At 63.5% G+C, this 16,970-nt stretch carries 18 protein-coding genes, 1 pseudogene and 1 riboswitch; of the genes and pseudogenes, 8 read left to right on the top strand and 11 right to left on the bottom strand.

Annotated elements, in window-relative coordinates; all coding sequences use genetic code 11:
* The first annotated feature begins 340 nt into the window (after window positions 1–340).
* The gene (locus NVS32_RS09010; RefSeq protein ID WP_258499608.1) at window positions 341–1,825 is read left to right on the top strand and encodes an aminotransferase class I/II-fold pyridoxal phosphate-dependent enzyme; all 1,485 of its coding nucleotides are present in this window, start codon (window positions 341–343) and stop codon (window positions 1,823–1,825) included.
* Window positions 1,826–1,907: 82 nt separating this feature from the next.
* Here NVS32_RS09010 and NVS32_RS09005 read toward each other — a convergent pair whose 3' ends face one another.
* Both NVS32_RS09005 and NVS32_RS09000 read right to left on the bottom strand, forming a co-directional pair.
* Window positions 1,908–2,180, bottom strand: coding sequence for a hypothetical protein (locus NVS32_RS09005; protein WP_032110991.1), 273 nt, complete (start codon window positions 2,178–2,180; stop codon window positions 1,908–1,910).
* Complete coding sequence (locus NVS32_RS09000) at window positions 2,177–2,380, bottom strand: hypothetical protein (protein WP_258499510.1); 204 nt, start codon at window positions 2,378–2,380, stop codon at window positions 2,177–2,179. Before NVS32_RS09000 ends, NVS32_RS09005 begins: the two co-directional genes overlap by 4 nt.
* Window positions 2,381–2,786: 406 nt before the next feature.
* Between NVS32_RS09000 and NVS32_RS08995 the strand changes: the two genes are divergently transcribed.
* Window positions 2,787–3,131, top strand: a complete 345-nt coding sequence (locus tag NVS32_RS08995; RefSeq protein ID WP_233542421.1) for a nucleotide pyrophosphohydrolase — start codon at window positions 2,787–2,789, stop codon at window positions 3,129–3,131.
* A gap of 50 nt (window positions 3,132–3,181) precedes the next feature.
* Window positions 3,182–5,299, top strand: a complete 2,118-nt coding sequence (locus NVS32_RS08990; RefSeq protein WP_258499509.1) for a DUF2075 domain-containing protein — start codon at window positions 3,182–3,184, stop codon at window positions 5,297–5,299.
* A gap of 42 nt (window positions 5,300–5,341) precedes the next feature.
* Here NVS32_RS08990 and NVS32_RS08985 read toward each other — a convergent pair whose 3' ends face one another.
* The 5 genes and pseudogenes from NVS32_RS08985 to NVS32_RS08970 all read right to left on the bottom strand — a co-directional run bounded on the left by NVS32_RS08985 (window position 5,342) and on the right by NVS32_RS08970 (window position 8,319).
* Window positions 5,342–5,554 carry a PDZ domain-containing protein gene (locus tag NVS32_RS08985; protein WP_258499508.1) on the bottom strand — a complete coding sequence of 71 codons (213 nt, stop codon included), beginning with the start codon at window positions 5,552–5,554 and terminating at the stop codon, window positions 5,342–5,344.
* 119 nt (window positions 5,555–5,673) lie between these two features.
* On the bottom strand, window positions 5,674–5,970 hold the full coding sequence (locus NVS32_RS08980; protein ID WP_258499507.1) for a GNAT family N-acetyltransferase: 297 nt from the start codon (window positions 5,968–5,970) through the stop codon (window positions 5,674–5,676).
* 592 nt (window positions 5,971–6,562) lie between these two features.
* Window positions 6,563–7,000: pseudogene (locus NVS32_RS11075) on the bottom strand (DUF4256 domain-containing protein).
* Window positions 6,981–7,316, bottom strand: coding sequence for a hypothetical protein (locus tag NVS32_RS08975; RefSeq protein WP_032110986.1), 336 nt, complete (start codon window positions 7,314–7,316; stop codon window positions 6,981–6,983). Before NVS32_RS08975 ends, NVS32_RS11075 begins: the two are co-directional and overlap by 20 nt.
* A gap of 283 nt (window positions 7,317–7,599) precedes the next feature.
* The gene (locus NVS32_RS08970; RefSeq protein ID WP_032110985.1) at window positions 7,600–8,319 is read right to left on the bottom strand and encodes a DUF134 domain-containing protein; all 720 of its coding nucleotides are present in this window, start codon (window positions 8,317–8,319) and stop codon (window positions 7,600–7,602) included.
* A gap of 258 nt (window positions 8,320–8,577) precedes the next feature.
* A riboswitch (TPP riboswitch) is annotated at window positions 8,578–8,690 on the top strand.
* Between the two features lie 50 nt (window positions 8,691–8,740).
* Between NVS32_RS08970 and NVS32_RS08965 the strand changes: the two genes are divergently transcribed.
* The 4 genes from NVS32_RS08965 to NVS32_RS08950 are packed head-to-tail and all read left to right on the top strand — an operon-like array spanning window position 8,741 to window position 11,804.
* Window positions 8,741–9,079, top strand: a complete 339-nt coding sequence (locus NVS32_RS08965) for a thiamine-binding protein (RefSeq protein WP_032110984.1) — start codon at window positions 8,741–8,743, stop codon at window positions 9,077–9,079.
* A gap of 3 nt (window positions 9,080–9,082) precedes the next feature.
* Window positions 9,083–9,898: an ABC transporter permease gene (locus NVS32_RS08960; protein ID WP_081920093.1), complete on the top strand. Its 816-nt coding sequence runs from the start codon at window positions 9,083–9,085 to the stop codon at window positions 9,896–9,898.
* Complete coding sequence (locus NVS32_RS08955; protein ID WP_258499505.1) at window positions 9,898–10,980, top strand: ABC transporter substrate-binding protein; 1,083 nt, start codon at window positions 9,898–9,900, stop codon at window positions 10,978–10,980. The genes NVS32_RS08960 and NVS32_RS08955 overlap by 1 nt, the downstream gene beginning before the upstream one ends.
* A gap of 2 nt (window positions 10,981–10,982) precedes the next feature.
* On the top strand, window positions 10,983–11,804 hold the full coding sequence (locus tag NVS32_RS08950; RefSeq protein ID WP_258499504.1) for an ABC transporter ATP-binding protein: 822 nt from the start codon (window positions 10,983–10,985) through the stop codon (window positions 11,802–11,804).
* 109 nt (window positions 11,805–11,913) lie between these two features.
* On the opposite strand, the gene NVS32_RS08945 is transcribed toward NVS32_RS08950, so the two are convergent.
* Window positions 11,914–13,050 carry a hypothetical protein gene (locus tag NVS32_RS08945; protein ID WP_258499503.1) on the bottom strand — a complete coding sequence of 379 codons (1,137 nt, stop codon included), beginning with the start codon at window positions 13,048–13,050 and terminating at the stop codon, window positions 11,914–11,916.
* Between the two features lie 274 nt (window positions 13,051–13,324).
* Here NVS32_RS08945 and fba point away from each other — a divergent pair, with 274 nt between their 5' ends.
* Window positions 13,325–14,197 carry a class II fructose-1,6-bisphosphate aldolase gene (gene fba / locus NVS32_RS08940; RefSeq protein WP_032110982.1) on the top strand — a complete coding sequence of 291 codons (873 nt, stop codon included), beginning with the start codon at window positions 13,325–13,327 and terminating at the stop codon, window positions 14,195–14,197.
* A gap of 564 nt (window positions 14,198–14,761) precedes the next feature.
* Here the strand turns inward: fba and NVS32_RS08935 are convergent.
* The 3 genes from NVS32_RS08935 to NVS32_RS08925 are packed head-to-tail and all read right to left on the bottom strand — an operon-like array spanning window position 14,762 to window position 16,969.
* Window positions 14,762–15,211, bottom strand: a complete 450-nt coding sequence (locus tag NVS32_RS08935) for an RrF2 family transcriptional regulator (RefSeq protein ID WP_032110981.1) — start codon at window positions 15,209–15,211, stop codon at window positions 14,762–14,764.
* 2 nt (window positions 15,212–15,213) lie between these two features.
* A complete protein-coding gene (gene sufU / locus NVS32_RS08930) occupies window positions 15,214–15,711 on the bottom strand; it encodes a Fe-S cluster assembly sulfur transfer protein SufU (RefSeq protein ID WP_032111351.1) in 498 nt (165 codons plus the stop codon).
* Window positions 15,698–16,969: an aminotransferase class V-fold PLP-dependent enzyme gene (locus NVS32_RS08925; RefSeq protein WP_258499502.1), complete on the bottom strand. Its 1,272-nt coding sequence runs from the start codon at window positions 16,967–16,969 to the stop codon at window positions 15,698–15,700. Before NVS32_RS08925 ends, sufU begins: the two co-directional genes overlap by 14 nt.
* Between the last annotated feature and the right edge of the window lies 1 nt (window position 16,970).

Here is a 16,970-nt window from a genome sequence, read left to right as displayed (position 1 = left end):
TGAGCGGGATACAGTTTCGGGTCCGAATGTGTATCGGTGCCCAGCGCAAGAATCCCACAGCACGCGCCGCGAGGGCCGCACGGGCCAGCGACCCTCGCTGCAACCGGAAGAACCGTGAACACACCGAGAAGTTCAATTTCTCGCAGCACGCCGTGATGCGCAGTGCTACTCTTTCCATAAATTGAACTTCTCGTTCTAGAAATTGAACTTTTGGGGTCCAAAGCATCGGCGGCCGAGAAGAGAAATTGAACTTCTCGCACCACGCCTAGCGGGCACTCGGAAGGGAGGGGTCGTGGAAGACCAGGCACACATGGACTTCTCGGCGCGTCTTGGCCAGGCCATGGACGAGCGCGGCCTGCGTCAGGCAGACCTCATTCGCATGGCTGCAGCCGATGGCGTCAAGCTGGGAAAGTCGCAGCTCAGCCAGTACCTAAGCGGCAAGACTGAGCCGAGAAAGGCAACGCTCGCCTTTCTCGCCACCACACTCGGCGTGAGCGCCGAGTGGCTCTCGGGCGAGACCGATAACGCCGCCGCGCCACCAGAAATGAGACAAAGGGACAGTCCCTTTGTCTCATCCACCCCCACCAAGAAGAAGGAATCCACCATGCCTCGTCGCCAGTTCAAGAAGTCATCCAAGCTCGATAACGTCCTCTACGACATCCGCGGGCCCGTGCTGGACGAGGCGTACCGCATGGAGGACCAGGGCATCCACGTGCTCAAGTTGAACATTGGCAACCCCGCGCCGTTTGGCTTCCGCACGCCGGACGAGGTCGTGAAGGACATGCAGGACCAGCTCACGGAGTGCGAGGGCTACTCCAACAGCCGCGGCCTCTTCTCCGCGCGCAAGGCCATCATGCAGTACGACCAGCTCAAGGGCATCCCCAACGTGGACGTGGAGGACATCTACACCGGCAACGGCGCCTCGGAGCTCATCCAGCTTGCAATGAACGCCTTCATGGACGAGGGCGACGAGATTCTCGTCCCCAGCCCGGACTACCCGCTGTGGACCGCGTGCGTCACGCTGGCCGGCGGCACCGCCGTGCACTACATCTGCGACGAGAAGGCCAACTGGTACCCTGACATCGACGACATCCGCAGCAAGGTCACGCCGCGCACCAAGGGCATCGTCGTGATCAACCCCAACAACCCCACGGGCGCCCTGTACCCGCGGGAGGTTCTGGAGCAGATCGTGGACGTGGCGCGCGAGAACCAGCTGGTCATCTTTGCGGACGAGATCTACGACCGCCTGGTGATGGACGGCAAGCAGCACGTCTCCATCGCGAGCCTTGCGCCGGACCTGTTCTGCATCACGTTCAACGGCCTCTCCAAGAGCCACATGGTGGCGGGCTACCGCATTGGCTGGATGAGCCTCTCGGGCAACAAGCGCATCGCAAAGGACCTCATCGACGGCATCAACATGCTGTCCAACATGCGCCTGTGCTCCAACGTGCCGGCGCAGTCCATCGTGCAGACGTGCCTGGGCGGCATCCAGCGCAGCCAGGGGCTTCTCGTTCCCGGCGGGCGCATCTACGAGCAGCGCGAGTACGTCTACGAGCGACTTTCCAACATGGACGGCGTCACGGTGACCAAGCCCGAGGCCGCGTTCTACATCTTCCCGAGGCTCGACCCGGACAAGTTCCACATCACCGACGACGACCAGTTTGCGCTCGATCTGCTCAAGGACGAGCACGTCCTGATTACCGCGGGCAAGGGCTTCAACTGGGAGAAGCCCGGCTACTTCCGTATTGTCTACCTGCCGCGTAAGCACACGCTGCACGAGGCGATGGACAAGCTCGAGGACTTCCTGAGCTACTACCAGCAGTAAGGGAGGTTACGCGAGTGATGCGCCCTCGGCGTCGCTTTCCGAGAAGGGCGTGGGCATATCGCGGAGACAGGTCAGTTATAGGCTAGAAGGCTTTCCTGCGTGCCTGCTTGAGCCAGTTCTTCTTGAACTTCCCCACGCTGCCGAAGAACTTGTTATACGTTTCGCCGTCTTCCTTGGTGGCGTATTTCAGTGCAGCGAGCTCAATCGTGCACAGGTAGTCGGCGGCCTGCTCCAGCCGGTATTCGGTCATGGTTGTCTTGGTGCGTCGTACGGCGTCCTTGAAGAGCTCGTCGCCGACGGCGCCGTAGAGGGCATGGCTCACGATTGGCTGACCGTCGTCGTAATAGACTTTCACGCCGTCAAACCCTTGGAAAGTGGTTCAGAGTGGAACGGGATATTCGGCAGGTCAGCGCGCGAAAGCGACTCCTCGTAGCGGCGAACTTTCTCGCGGATATCATTGGCTTGGTCGTGGAGTACGAGTGTCACGAGGTAGTAGCGGGAGACACCTGCCATGTCACCGCTTTCGTCAACGAATATGGAAAGCTCCCTGTCCAACCGCCGGCTCCCGTTGTAAAACCGTCTTTATAGACAAATAAAGCCGGGGGATAGGCCCCCGGCACTTGGAGGCAGCGGGAAACCCGCCACCGATATGTATCTTATACCACTGAATTCACGCAGTTAATACCCCCCGGATTGACTGCGTCCGCATCTCATCCCTTAACGGCGAAGTCCAATCGCTTCGAGATTCGCGATGAGGAGGTTGGGGTTCTCGCCCTGGGAGTTGGCCACCGACGTGAGGCTTACAAGCGCAAGGAATATCCAACGTCCCTCACGTCGCGCATAATGGTGCTAACTAACCAAGCGCGAGGGTGCGGCGTGGGGTGCGGAGCCGGCCGCGCATACGTGCGCGTGAACGCGCGGCGCCGGGCGGCGCAAGGACAAACGTGGGGAGGCCATGCTCGTGGGCGACTATGACTACCAGGAGACAATCGACAGGCTGCGCGCCTTTCGCGACCAGCGGGAGTGGCGCCAGTTCCACAACCCCAAGGACCTCGCCATCTCGATAAGCCTCGAGTCGGCGGAGCTGCTCGAGGCGTTCCAGTGGTCCGGGGCAGACACCTCGGCGGACGGGCACCTGGACAAGATTTCGGAGGAGCTGGCGGACGTCCTCATCTACTGCCTGTTCATGGCGGACTCCTGCGGGCTTGACCCGCTCCAGATTGTGAACGAGAAGATCGACGCCAACGCCAAGAAGTATCCCGTCGAGCTCAGCCGCGGCAACTCCAAGAAGTACACGGAGCTATGAGACAAAGGGACTGTCCCTTTGTCTCATTCCGCAAGGTAGGGGAGAGGTTCATGTCAGTTAGGCAGCCGGTTGTCATAGACGTGCCGTTCCGCGCGGACGACATCCAGATCGAGCAGTGCATCGACCAGGTGCAGTGCGAGGTGGACGGCAGCGAGCTTACGGCCGACGAGCGGCGGCTCCTCAAGACCTACCCTACTGTCTACATCATTCGCGGCAAGGAGCGCAAGCGCGCCCGTGGCGGCTACGAGTACGACGACTTCGTGGTCTACGTGGGCGAGACAAACTCCATCGTGCGGCGAACCAAGGAGCACTACACCGACGACGTCACGTATCGCTCGGAGCGGGGCAAGAAGGCGTGGCGGCGCCTCAACCAGCCTGGCAGCCACATACTGGTGATCGCCCAGAACCACTTCAACAAGTCGCTCACGCTCGACCTCGAGAACAACTTCCTGAGCTACCTTCTGGCTTCGGGCGCGAGCCATGTGACCCTGGTAAACGGCCGCGGCAACCCGCAGGAGGACTACTACACCAAGCCCGAGCTACCGATAATCACCTCGCAGGCGTGGCGCAAGCTCAACCGCTACGAGCCGGAGCTTTTTCCGGCCGAGTCCGTCATCCGGGACTCCGCCATCTTCAAGGCGTCGCCGTTTCGCGCGCTGGGAAAGGACCAGATTGCCGCGGAGGACGCGATTCTCGGCCGCCTGCGCGACCTCATGAACGGATGGGCTGCCGCGCCGCAGCCGCCAGATTCCAGCGCGCCCGTCGAGAACGGCGAGCTCATTGTTGTCGAAGGCATGGCAGGAACCGGCAAGACGGTCCTTCTCAGCCACCTGTTCTTGCGAATCATGAACGAGCTTGTGGTCCCGGTGGCCGGCGACGGCAGTGGCGGCAAGATCACCGAGCGTCCCGTGAACGCGTGCCTTCTGATAAACCATGAAGAGCAGCTCACCGTGTACAACGCCATTATGAAGCGCCTTGGCCTCCAGAACAAGGATGGCGTGGTGGTGGACAAGCCCACGCGGTTCATCAACAAGCACAGCGAGTCCGGGCACGGGAATGGCCTCGCGCGTCAGGACTACCCCTGCGACCCGGTCGACGTCGCCCTTGTCGACGAGGCGCACCTCCTGCTCACCCAGGGCAACCAGGGCTACTCCGGTAGCAGGAACATGCTCGTGGACATCATGCGTCGAGCTCGGGTGGTCATCGCGGTCTACGACCTGGGACAGGTGCTGAGAAAGTCGCAGGAACTTGACGCCTCGATGCGGGACGCGCTCTTTCCCGAGAAGCGCTTCTCAGATGGCAAGGTTCGCTGTGCGAGAAGGGCCGCCAACGTCGCGGGATTCCCCTTCCACGTGGAGAACCTGCTCCTTCGCCAGCAGTACCGGATTGATGCCTGCGACGAGGTCGTGCGGTGGATCGACGACTTTGCAAACGGTCGTGGCGTGGGGCCCATCCCGCAGGACCCGGCGCGAGAGGGGCACACACCCTACCAGATCAAGGTCTTTGACTCGCCGTACGACCTGAAGATGGCAATCGAGGAACGCGCTTTTGCCTTTGATGCCTCGTCGGGCGAGATTGTGGACGATACCTCGCACGGGCTCTCGCGCGTGCTGGCAACGTATGACTGGCCCTACTCCGGCCAGTCCAAGCCGGAGTCGGGCGTGTGGGAGGTCCGCATCTACCGCGAGCAGGGCGGCTGGGTCTCCTACGGTGCGAGTGGCGCGCGCGGCGGGCGCGGCTCGCGTCACGCGCAGGCAGCTGCCAGCATCGCGGAAGTGCCCCGCACGCAGTACTTCCACATGCCGTGGAACTATCAGACTTCTGCCACCGGGGACGAGGCAGCCCGGGAACACGACAAGGCATGGGCCGAGCAGCCCCACACGCTGGGGGAATGTGGCTCGATCTATACCATCCAGGGGTTCGACCTCAACTACGCGGGCGTGATCATTGGGCCCTCAGTCTGCTGGCGAGAAGGACGGCTGGCGTTCGACCCGTCAAAGAGCTGCAACTCGCAGGCGATCAACGGCAGCGAGGACCCGGAGGCGAACCTTCGGCACGAGCTCAACGTGCTGCTCAAGCGAGGTGTGCACGGGCTCTACTTGTTTGCGGTTGACGGTGCGCTCGAGCATCGCCTGCTGGAGATGCAGGAGGCCGGCGCGTCGGAATGAGACAAAGGGACAGTCCCTTTGTCTCATTGGTGGCTGCGGCAGCTACCTGTCCCAGCCGTCGTCCCAGCTGTCCCGTGGGGAGTCGTCCCAGTTCTCGTTGTTGGCATAGAGGTCGCCCTCGTTGCCGTGCCCCTGGGACGAGCCTCCCTTGGAGAACCCGCGTGTGAGAAGTGGGTTTGGCCTGGTGTCCACAAACTCGTCGGGGTCGTACGCGGCGCGCTTGCGGCGCTTCTTCCTGCCAAAGATGAGTCCCATGACGAGCCTCCCGTAACGAGCGAGACAAAGAGAGCGAGACAAAGGGACAGTCCCTTTGTCTCATTGCCTTGCTGAAAGAGTATCACGCGACAAGGGGAATTACCCTGCGCCCTGCTCGTCTACTGTGCGAGTTTGGCAAGCGTGTCGCCAGCAATACGATAGACCGTCCAGTCCTTCATGGGCTCGGCGCCAAGCGAGAGGTAAAAGTCGATGCTGGGCTTGTTCCAGTCGAGGCACCACCACTCGAGCCACATGCATCCGCGCTCGACTTCAATGCGCGCAAGCTGCCGCAGGAGGCCCTTGCCATAGCCGCGCCCACGATACTCCGGCGTAACGTAGAGGTCCTCCAGGTAGATGCCGGCGCGCCCGAGGAAGGTCGAGAAGTTGTGGAAGAAGAGCACAAAGCCCCGCCTCACTGCCGTTCTCGCACATAAAGAACGCCTCGGCCTTGCCCCTCTCGAAGACCCATGCGTGCAGGAGGTCCTCGGTGGCAATGACCTGGTCGAGCATCTTCTCGTAATCCGCTAGCTCTCGAATGAAGCGCAGGATAAGGGTACAGTCGTCCTCTTGAGCAAAGCGGTACGTGACTTCAGGCACGCGAGTGGCCTCCTGGGGTTTCAGCAGAGATGCTGTGCGCTCATGTTAGGCCTTTCGAAAGTACGCGTGGCATTCGCGCTTCCGCTCTTCGGGAAGTTACGTCCGGAATGGGACTTCTGTAGAACTCCGTTTTTACTCTTTGGGCTGAGACGGGGACGCGGGTGCGTTCTTAACAGCCCACGAAAAACGCCAACAGGGAAAACGCGACCCAACAATATCTGCGCGCTTACCAGAGGCTCCTAAACGTCCTTAGAGACGAGAAAATAACCTACATATGTCGACTTCTGCACGTAGTTTGGAAGAATCTCGTTGCGCGGAGGCGTTGGGCGGGCCCAATCTGGCTCCAGCCTACCCCACCGACGCCGAAATCGTGCGATGGCAACCTCCGCAAAGGCCGCGCAACTGTCACTCCTACGGGAAACACGCCCTAAAGCCGCGCGCTGCGTCGAGAGGGTACAGCTCCTGCATTTCGAGATACATCGCCTCGCCCACGAGCTCCAGGCCGTTCGACTCTGCCAACTCGCAGGCGCTGGTTGTTGGCGGGTTGCGCTTCCTGCCCAGGCGGGCGGCCCGGTCGTAGCAGACCGACCGGCGCTGCGGGGACTCGGGCGAGAAGTCCGCAACGTAGAGACGCCCCTAGTAGAGGAGGACGTCCGGCTCGCCGCCTGTCTCCTCGAGGAAGGCGAGCGCACTCAGCCGTGCGTCGTCAAGTTGGCGCGCGATATCTTCCCAGGTAACGCCGGGGTGTCTCTCGGGGTGACTTTTAAAGCGGGCCTTAAGGGCGTCTACGGGTCTCCTGTGTCGGGCTTGGTCAGGCGGAGCTGCGGCATCAGCCAAAGAGAGACCCATTGTGCCTCACGATGACGCGGCAGATCATGATGATGGCTGCGAACAACGCGATTACCAGGACAAGCGCGATGGCGTCCGCCGTGGGGCTCGGCAGCAAGAGCGAGAACCCTAAGAGGACCACGCACGCTCCGGTTGCGGCCAGCCAGTGCCCGCTTTCGCGAGCAAGCGCGGGGCGGCGATCGGCGGGGACGTTCACGTAGTGGTAGCTGTGCAGAAAGCACACGCTGCCGGTGCGCATCTGCCAGATTGCAAGCGCCAGGATAAGCCCGCCGACAAAAACGCAGACAACGCAGCCGAGAACCACGTTTCCGCCCATGCTAACCCCTGTCCGCCAGGATGCCGATAATACCCTGAAACGACGCAAGTATACCAAGGGGCGAGAAACGATGTGCCTATGGGCGCAGGAGATGCAGCGTTGCCCCTGCTCGTTGGCTGCGAAAAGTTCTTGAAGAGTTGCGTGGGGGTGCGACAGCAGCCCTTCTCGATGCTGACGCCTTGGACCGTGCACCCGCCTACTGGTTCGAGAACCGTGACCGGGTGGGGGCAGACAATGCAGCCCTCAGCATGAGGGCTGCATTGAGGTCCATGCTTTGCGCTGGCTAGTGGCAGCAGCCGCCGTTGCCGCAGCTACCCTCGTGGTCGTGCGCGTGGCAACTGGCGCTGGCGGTCTGCTGGAGAGATCCCGCTAGGAAGGCTTCTACCACGTCATCGGCCGGTCCCTGTGTTCCGCCGTACACGGTTACACCCGCCTGCTGCAGGGCCGCCAGCGCGCCGCCGCCGAGTCCGCCGCAGATGAGCACGTCAACAGCGTTTGCGGCGAGAAGCCCGGCGAGCGCCCCGTGGCTTACGCCGTTTGTCCCAACCACCTCGGACGAGACGACCTTTCCGCCTTCGACGTCGTACAGCTTGAAGCTCTCCGTCCGCCCGAAGTGCGGAAAGACATTGCCGTTCTCGTAGGTCACTGCGATTCTCATCATGCTCTCTTTCTCCTTGGACGGCCACAGTTTCCCGTGTGCGGCCGCAGGGGCAAACGTGACGCTTCCGCCCCCAATTGTGATGCCCTTCCCGTTTACCAGCGCGTCCGCAATGGCGTGCCGCGCCCGCGCGTACACTGCCGCCACCGTTGCCCTGGCCACGCCCATGCGTTCCGCCGTCTGCCGCTGGTCTAGGCCCTCAAAGTCGATGAGACGGATTGTCTCAAGCTCGTCGAGGGTGAGACGGACGTCCCTCTCGTCTGACGTGCCGACTCCGTTGGGGGAGAACGAGACGTACTCGGGTACTATCCCCACGTTGCGCGGTTTTTCTCGGCGTCCTGCCAAGTTCCAGCCCCTCCTTGGATTACGACCGTGCTGGTAAGCCCCTCAAACGATAGCATTTCTGTCATATGACAGAAATGAGAATTCGTTTCTGGTGCAATCCGCCACACATTCGGACGCGAAGCTGTATCCAGCGCAGGTCGCCACGCGTTTTGGCCACGAATGAGTAGCGGCCTTCTCGCCATGCCCCGGAACGGAATCCCACTACCGGGTAACGGAATCCCGTTGCCCGGTAAAAAAATCCCGCGGGGCGCTATACTAGGGCACGCAAAGGGGAGCTGGGATATCGGCCCGGCTGAGAGGCGGCACCAATGCCGCGACCCATAGAACCTGTCCGGGTAATGCCGGCGTAGGGACCAGAGCGCACAGTTCGGGCACCTACGGAAGACGTGGGTGCCTTTTTGGCACCCGGAAGGGAGGGTGCATGGACTGCTCCGTCGCGATACAGTTCCTGCCCATGGACGCCCAGACCGACGAGGAGGTCTGCCGCGTGGTTGACGCGGTGATCGCCTACATCGACTCGACGGGCGTCGACTACTTTGTTGGCCCGTTCGAGACCGCCATCGAGGCCGACTACGACACCTGCATGGAGATCGTCAAGAACTGCCAGCTCGTGGGTGCCAAGGCGGGCTGCAAGAAGATGGCCACCTACGTGAAGATCGACTACCGCCCCAACGGCGACGTGATGACCACCGAGCACAAGGTGGGCAAGTACCACCCCACCGACACCGAGTTTGCTCAGAAGGCCGAGGAGGTCGCGTAGCCGGTGTCATGCCAGCAAGACACGCCGAGAAACGCCGCCGCCCCGCGCGCCGGTGCGTCCCGTGCGCGCCGCGTGCTCACGCCGCTCCTCACGGTGGCGGGGCTTCTCGTGGTGTGGGAGCTCGTCGTTGACCTGGGAATCATTCCCAACTTCCTGCTCCCCACGCCCGTCCAGGTGGTGCAGGCCCTCGTGAGCGACTTCTCGCTCATTGTGAGCCATGCGGCAACCACGCTGGTCGAGACGGCCATCGGCCTTCTCATAGGAGTTGCCCTCGGCTTTGCCATCGCGGTGCTCATGGACCGCTTCGAGGGCTTCTACCTGGCCCTCCAGCCGCTCGTGACCATCTCGCAGACCATCCCCACCATCGCCATCGCGCCGCTTCTGGTGCTGTGGTTTGGCTACGGCCTAGCTCCCAAGGTGATCCTCATCGTGATCACCACGTTCTTCCCCATCACGGTCTCGCTGATCTCGGGCTTCCGCTCGGTTGACCCCGACGTCATCGACCTCATGCGCACCATGAACGCCTCGCGCTGGCAGATCTTTCGCTACGCCAAGCTGCCCGCCGCGGCCGACCAGTTCTTCAGCGGCCTGCGCATCAGCGCGACCTACGCCATCGTGGGCGCCGTGATCGCCGAGTGGCTCGGCGGCAACTCCGGCCTGGGCGTCTACATGACGCGCGTGCGCAAGTCCTTCTCGTACGACCGCATGTTCGCGGTCATCATTGTCATCTCTGCGCTGTCGCTTGGTCTCATGAAGCTCGTTGACCTGCTGCAGCGCGTCTGCATGCCCTGGAAGAGGGCAGAAGGGAACAAACGATAATGGCTTCCAACTCCGTGCTTTCCGGCGGCGTCTCTCGCCGCTCCTTCCTGCGTGGCTCCGTTGCGGCCTCCGCCGCCCTTGCGCTTGCCGGCTGCGGCCAGGCGTCCCAGTCCGGCTCGTCCGATGCCGCAGCGTCGAGCGACTCGTCCAGCGCGAGCAGCTCCAGCTCCAGCGACCTCGCGAAGATCTCCTTCGTGCTTGACTACACGCCCAACACCAACCACACGGGCATCTACGTGGCGCAGGCCAAGGGCTACTTTGCCGACGAGGGCCTGGACGTGGAGATTGTCCAGCCGCCCGAGGACGGCGCGGATGCCCTTATCGGCGCGGGCGGCGCCCAGATGGGCGTCTCGTACCAGGACGTTATGGCCAACAGCTTCTCGTCCGACCAGCCCATGCCCTACACGGCCGTTGCCGCCATCATCCAGCACAACACCTCCGGCATCATGAGCCGTGCGGCCGACGGCATCACGCGTCCCAAGCTCATGGAGGACCACACCTACGCCACGTGGGACCAGCCCGTCGAGCAGGCCACCATCAAGGACGTGGTCGAGGCCGACGGCGGCGACTACTCCAAGATCAGCCTGGTGCCCTACAACGTGGACGACGAGGTCTCGGGCCTCAAGGCCAACATGTTCGACACCGTGTGGGTCTACGAGGGCTGGGCGGTCCAGAACGCCAAGGTCCAGAACTACGACGTGAACTACTTCTCGTTCATCTCGATCGACGACGTCTTTGACTACTACACGCCGGTCATCGCCGCCAACGACGACTTTGCCAAGGAGAACCCCGACCAGGTCAAGTCCTTCCTGCGCGCCGTCAAGAAGGGCTACGAGTTCTGCGTCGAGAACCCCAGCGACGCCGCCGACATCCTCTGCGACGCCGTGCCCGAGCTTGACTCGGACCTCGTGCACGCAAGCCAGGACTACCTCAAGGACCAGTACATCGCCGACGCCTCGGCCTGGGGCGTCATCGACGGCAGCCGCTGGGCCAAGTTCTACCAGTGGCTGAACGACCAGGGCCTGGTCCAGAACCAGCTCGACGTGAACAAGGGCTACGACCTCTCGTACCTGGAGGCGTAGCGTTGGGCGCAGGCGTTATAGCTGCCGAGAGGGGCGCGGCCTCGGGCGCCGACGCCGGCGCCGGCGACGTGCCGGCGCTCGAGGCGCGCTCGCTCACGCTCTCGTGGGACGGGCAGACCACGGTCGTGGACCGAATCTCGCTCACCGTGGCCTCGGGCGAGGTCGTGTGCCTGGTGGGCCGTTCCGGCTGCGGCAAGACCACCATCCTGCACGCGCTCTCGGGCCTCACGCGGCCGCTCTCCGGCCAGGTGCTGCTCCACGGCGAGGACATTACCGGCACGCCTGGCCACGTGAGCTACATGCTGCAGAAGGACCTTCTGCTGCCCAGCCGACGCATCATCGACAACGTGTGCCTGCCCATGCTTCTGACGGGCGTACCGCGCGCCGAGGCGCGTGCCAAGGCCGAGCCGCTCTTCGAGCGCTTTGGCCTCGCGGGCACGGAGGAGAAGTGGCCGGCCGAGCTCTCGGGCGGCATGCGCCAGCGCGCGGCCTTCATGCGCACCTACCTCATGGGGGCAGACGTCACGCTGCTAGACGAACCTTTCTCTGCGCTTGACGCCATCACGCGCGTGGAGGTGCGGCGCTGGTTCTGTGATATGGCCCGCGAGCTAGGGCTCTCCGCCCTGGTGATTACGCACGACGTGGACGAGGCGGTCTCGATGGCGAGTCGCGTCTACGTGCTGGCAGGGCGTCCCTCCGAGGGCGAGCCAAGCCACGTTGCCGGAGAGGTGCGCGTGGACCACGACGCGGCGGGCGAGGGAGACTTTGCCCTCACGCCGGAGTTTCTCTCCGCAAAGCGAGAGGTGCTTGAGCTCCTGGGGTAGGGGAGCGCCAAGAGTAGCGAAGCGGCGCACGTGGCCTGGTGTGGTCGCGTGCGCCGCTTGTGCTTTTGTTGCCCGACGCGCAGTTGCGCGGCGGTCTGTGCGGGTACCCCTAGTTGCCGCTGGTGCCGCTCGTGGTGGTACCAGAGCCAGTGGAGCCGCTCGAGCTGCCCGTTCCCTTTGTGGCAGACGTGGAGCCGTTGCCCTTGGTGGAGTCGGTGCTGCTCGAAGAGTTGGACGAATCGCTGTTGCTCGAGGAGTTCGAGCCGCTGTTGGTGCTGGAGTTGGACCCCGTCGAGTTGGTCGTGGAGCTCGAGCCGGAGTTGTTGCTGGAGCTCGAGCCGTCCCCGGTGCTCGAGTTGCTGCTCGAGCTGTTGTTTCCGGAGTTAGAGGACGTGCCGGAGTTGCTCGTGGTCGAGTCTGTGGTGCTGCCCGTCGTGTCGGAGTTTGAGCTCGTGTCAGTGGTCTGGGCGGAGTCAGACTCGGCGGACTTCTCGGACTTGTCCGTCTCCTCGGGCTTCTCGGCCTCGGTCTGCTCCTTTGTGGTCTGTGCCTGCTCGGTGGCGGTTGTCTCCTGCGTGCGGCCGGGCGTGGTGCCAATGCCCTTGCCCTGAGTGAGCGCGTTGACGAGAAGCGCCGAGATGAGAACGGCCGCGATTCCTGCCACAACGGACACCACAACGAGGCGTCGCTTGGTGTCGCGGCGCTGGCTCTCGTGCACGGCGCGGCGCAGGCTGGCCGGAGCGATGCGCGTGCCAGAGGGCGCAAACTTGACCTCGGTGTCATCGGCCAAAGATGCCGTGGCTGGCCTGGTTTTGCCTGCCGCGAGGTTCTGGGTTGCTGTTGCGCCTGCCGGGGCCTCGGCGCCCGCGGGCTGGTCCGCGTCAACGGGGTGGGGCATGAGCGAGGTCTCGCCTGCGGCGGAGGCGGCAGGCTTCTCGGCCGTGGGCGCCTCGCCGGCATCCGTGCCCACGGCGCCCTTGATTGCCTCGGCGGACTTGGAGAAGAGGTTGTTGAGCACCGAGGACGCCACGGTTGCCGCGGCGGCGCCCACGATGGCTCCAATGAGCGAGCCGGCAACGCCTATCTGCGAAGAGAGCGAGAACGACACGCCTGCGGCAAGTGCGCTAGCGAGGATCTGCGCAAACGAGAGGTCGCCAAACACCCCTCCAGCACGCTCGTCCTTCTCGTCCTTCTTGTCCCGCTGGTCATCCGCACCATTGGCGTACATCTTGGATTCCTGCGCCAAGGCCCATCCCTCCTTCGGTCGCGTCTCCCGCGCGGCCCTACTGTTTTGGGATACCCGAGTATAGGCTGCGACCAACGCGTTGCGCCCATCCTCACGAATAAGAGACAAGCCTTCCCCTAACCCACAGGGCCGTGGCGCCGCCCGGACTGCCAACGTTTTGTAATGCCTGCAGGAATCGCGTTCTTGCAGCGCTTCTAGGGTGTGAAGGTTCTCACATCGGGTATGATTGTTGAAGTATCACATCGTTCATCTTCCAACAGATGGAGGTCACACCATGCTCGTCAATGCAACCGCAATGCTTCAGAGCGCCGAGAAGGGCCACTATGGTATTGGTGCCTTCAACACCAACAACCTCGAGTGGGCCTCTTCCATTCTGGATGCCGGCGAGGAGCTTCAGTCGCCGCTCATCATCCAGTGCACCAGCGGCGCCGCCAAGTGGCAGACTTCCTTCAAGCTTGTCGCCGACATGGTGAAGGACCTCGTCGAGGCCAAGAACATCACCGTGCCCGTTGCCCTTCACCTCGATCACGGTTCCTACGAGGCCGCCCTTGAGTGCATCGACGCCGGCTTCACCTCCGTCATGTACGACGGCTCGCACGAGAAGGACTTCGAGACCAACCTTGCCCACACCGCCGAGATCGTGAAGCTTGCCCACAACAAGGGCATCTCCGTCGAGGCTGAGGTCGGCGGCATTGGTGGCACCGAGGACGGCGTGACCGCCAAGGGCGAGCTTGCCGACCCCGAGCAGTGCAAGGCCATCGCCGACCTGGGCGTTGACTTCCTAGCCTGCGGCATTGGCAACATCCACGGCATCTATCCCGCCAACTGGGAGGGCCTGTCTTTCGACCGCCTGCAGGAGATCAAGGCCAAGACGGGCGACCTGCCGCTCGTCCTTCACGGCGGCACCGGCATCCCCGTTGACCAGGTGAAGAAGGCCATCTCGCTGGGCATCTCCAAGATCAACGTCAACACCGACCTCCAGCTTGTCTTTGCGGCCGCTACCCGCAAGTACATCGAGGAGGGCCTCGACAAGCAGGGCAAGGGCTACGATCCCCGCAAGCTCCTCAAGCCCGGTCGCGAGGCCATCAAGGCCCGCACCGAGGAGCTCATCAAGGAGTTTGGCTCCGACGGCAAGGGCTGGAACTAACGGTTCCGTGGGTTCCGCGCCGCGAGTTCTTCTCGCCGCATAGTGTTGCTGAGGCCCGCCCGGCGCGTCCGGACGGGCCTTTTGCGTGGTGGTGGGGGGTGCCGGGCGAGCCGAGCAAACCTGCGGCTTAATAGCAGTGCCCTCTGCGGCCGCAAGGCCACTACCTGCGGTTCTTCTCGGCAGCGACTCTTGCGGGGTGCTATTTACCCGCGGGTTTGGTTGGGAGCTTTGCCCGCGGGATCGACGGTGGGCATCGACGGTGGGCATCGACGGTGGGCATCGACGGTGGGCATCGACGCTGGGCATCGACGCTGGGCATCGACGTCGCAGGGACGCCGCGAGATTTCGCCGTTTAGGAAAATTCCGAACGTTTAGGGCGGCCTAACCGTTCGGAATGCGCGGCATCGCTGCCAATGCCGCGGGATTTCACCATTTAAGAGGGCTTAACCGTTCGGAAAATTCCTAACCGGCGAGAGGGCGCGGCATTGCCGAGAAGGCCGCCGCAGCATAGGCCGAGAAGGGCGCCAGACGCGCGCAGTGAGACAAAGGGAAACTCCCTTTGTCTCACTCGTCGCGGTTGAGGCGGGCGGCGTCCTCGTTCACGTCGGTGGGCTCGAGAAGATCCGCCAGGGTCTTGCTGTCAAGGTATGCCGAGGTCACGCGGCCAAGGTCGCGCCACACGCCCACGGTGGTGCAAGTGTCCATTTGCGAGCAGAACGTGTCGTTGGTGCACTGCAGGCAGGCCACGGGCGCAAGCGACCCCTCGGCCGCACGCAAGAGTTCGCCCAGTGTGTACTCCTCGGGCTTGCGCGTGAGGCGGTAGCCGCCGCCCTTCCCGCGCTGGCTCTCCACGTAGCCCGCCTTGTGCATAAGAGAGATGACCTGCTCAAGGTACTTGCGCGAGATGTTCTGCCGCTTCGAGACGTCGCCCAGGGACACCCACCCGTCGTGGGATGCGAGGTCGGCCATCGCGCGCAGGGCGTACATGCCCTTTGTCGAGAACATCCCGGCCATGGCTAGGCCCCCTTCTCGTCCTTGGCAGCGGTCGCGCCAGCTGCGCCGGCAGCGGCCGCGCCGTCACCCTCGCGCGCCTCGAGCATCTCCTTGAGGGTGCGCCACGCAAGCTCGGCGCACTTCACGCGCGCCGGCATGTGCGAGATGTCCTTGAGCATCTCGGCGTCCTCAAGCGGCTCGAGCTCGGCCTCGTCGGTGACCTCGCCGCGCACCATGCGCTCGAAGAGGTCGCACAGCTTGATGGCCTCCTCAGGGGTCCTGCCAACCATGAGGTCGCTCATGATGTCCGCGGACGCCTGACTAATGGCGCAGCCGTGCCCGGTGAACGCGGCCTCGTCGATGGTGCCGTCGTCCGCCAGGCGCACGGAGAACTTCAGCTCGTCGCCACAGGAGGGGTTCACGCCCTCGTGCGTGCAGGTGGGGTTTTCCATCTGGTACTTGTAGTCGGGATGGGCCACGTGGTCCATGAACTCGGCGTTGTAGAGGCTAGTCACGTCCATGGAAGACCTCCCAGACCTTCCCCAGGCCGTCGACAAGGGCGTCGACGTCGGACTTGTCGTTGTAGAAGGCGATGCTCGCGCGGCACGTTGCGCCGTTCTCCACGCCCAGGTAGGTGAGAAGCGGCTGCGCGCAGTGGTGGCCGGCGCGGATGCACACGTTGCTCATGTCGAGGATCGACGCCACGTCGTGCGGGTGGATGCCGCGCACGTTGAAGGCCACGGATCCCATGTGGCGCTCGCCCTCGGCGGGTCCAATCACGTCCACGTAGGGGAGGGCGCCCAGCGAATCCGTGAGGTAGCGGGCAAGCAGGCGCTCCCTGGCCTCAAGGGCGTCGAAGCCCTTCTCGCCAAGGTAGTCCAGGCAGGCGCCAAAGGCGTACGCACCGGCGGCGTCCTGCGTGCCGGCCTCGAACTTCTGCGGCACGGGCGCCCAGACGGCGTCGGTCTCGGTCACGGAGTCGATCATCTCGCCGCCGGTGAGGAAGGGCGGCATGGCGTCGAGCACCTCTGGCTTGCCCCACAGCACGCCAATGCCCATGGGGCCGCCCATCTTGTGCGCCGAGAAGGCGAGGAGGTCGCAGCCAAGCTCGCGCACGTCCACGCGCACGTGCGGCACGGACTGCGCGCCGTCGACCACCATATAGGCGCCCATCTCGTGCGCGCGCCTGGCGATCATGGTGATGTCGTTCTCAACGCCCAGGACGTTGGAGACCTGCGTCACCGAGACGATCTTGGCGCGTGGGCCAACCTTTGCGGCGACCTCCTCGGGCGTGATGCGGAAGTTCTCGTCCATGCGCAGGTAAACCAGGTTGGCGCCGGTCTCGCGGCAGATTTCTTGCCACGGGATGAGGTTGGAGTGGTGCTCCATGATGGAGATGACCACCTCGTCGCCGGGCTTGAGCACGGAGCGTCCCAGCGTGCGGGCCACGAGGTTCAGGGACTCGCTGGCGTTTCTCGTGAAGACCACCTGGTTGCCGCAGGGCTTGCCGGCCTCGTCCACGGCGCCCAGGAAGGCAGCGACCTTGTCGCGCGTCTGTGCGATGGCCTCGGTGGCCTCGACCGAGAGGCGATAGAGGCCACGCAGCGGGTTGGCGTTCATGGTCTCGTAGAAGCGGCGCTGCGCGTCGAGGACCGCGGCCGGGCGTTGGGCGGTGGCTGCGCTGTCGAGAAAGGCCAGGTTGGGGTTTCCTACAAGCAGTGGGAAGTCCGCCTTATAGGGGTTCTGCTCGATGGATGCGAGCTCGTCTTGTGTCAGCATG

It is taken from the genome of Tractidigestivibacter montrealensis (genome assembly GCF_024741235.1).
Classification (GTDB): Bacteria; Actinomycetota; Coriobacteriia; order Coriobacteriales; family Atopobiaceae; genus Tractidigestivibacter; species Tractidigestivibacter montrealensis.
The sequence above is the reverse complement of the archived record's forward strand: the minus strand, read 5'-3'. Positions and strand labels throughout refer to the sequence as shown.

Coding starts and splice junctions, on each gene's coding strand:
- NVS32_RS08925 (WP_258499502.1), bottom strand. CDS start 16,969: ATGCTGACACAAGACGAGCTCGCATCCATCGAGCAGAACCCCTATAAG.
- NVS32_RS08965 (WP_032110984.1), top strand. CDS start 8,741: ATGGACTGCTCCGTCGCGATACAGTTCCTGCCCATGGACGCCCAGACC.
- NVS32_RS08975 (WP_032110986.1), bottom strand. CDS start 7,316: ATGGGCGGAAACGTGGTTCTCGGCTGCGTTGTCTGCGTTTTTGTCGGC.
- NVS32_RS08935 (WP_032110981.1), bottom strand. CDS start 15,211: ATGGCCGGGATGTTCTCGACAAAGGGCATGTACGCCCTGCGCGCGATG.
- sufU (WP_032111351.1), bottom strand. CDS start 15,711: ATGGACGTGACTAGCCTCTACAACGCCGAGTTCATGGACCACGTGGCC.
- NVS32_RS08985 (WP_258499508.1), bottom strand. CDS start 5,554: ATGGGACTCATCTTTGGCAGGAAGAAGCGCCGCAAGCGCGCCGCGTAC.
- NVS32_RS09010 (WP_258499608.1), top strand. CDS start 341: ATGGACGAGCGCGGCCTGCGTCAGGCAGACCTCATTCGCATGGCTGCA.
- NVS32_RS08955 (WP_258499505.1), top strand. CDS start 9,898: ATGGCTTCCAACTCCGTGCTTTCCGGCGGCGTCTCTCGCCGCTCCTTC.
- NVS32_RS08990 (WP_258499509.1), top strand. CDS start 3,182: ATGTCAGTTAGGCAGCCGGTTGTCATAGACGTGCCGTTCCGCGCGGAC.
- fba (WP_032110982.1), top strand. CDS start 13,325: ATGCTCGTCAATGCAACCGCAATGCTTCAGAGCGCCGAGAAGGGCCAC.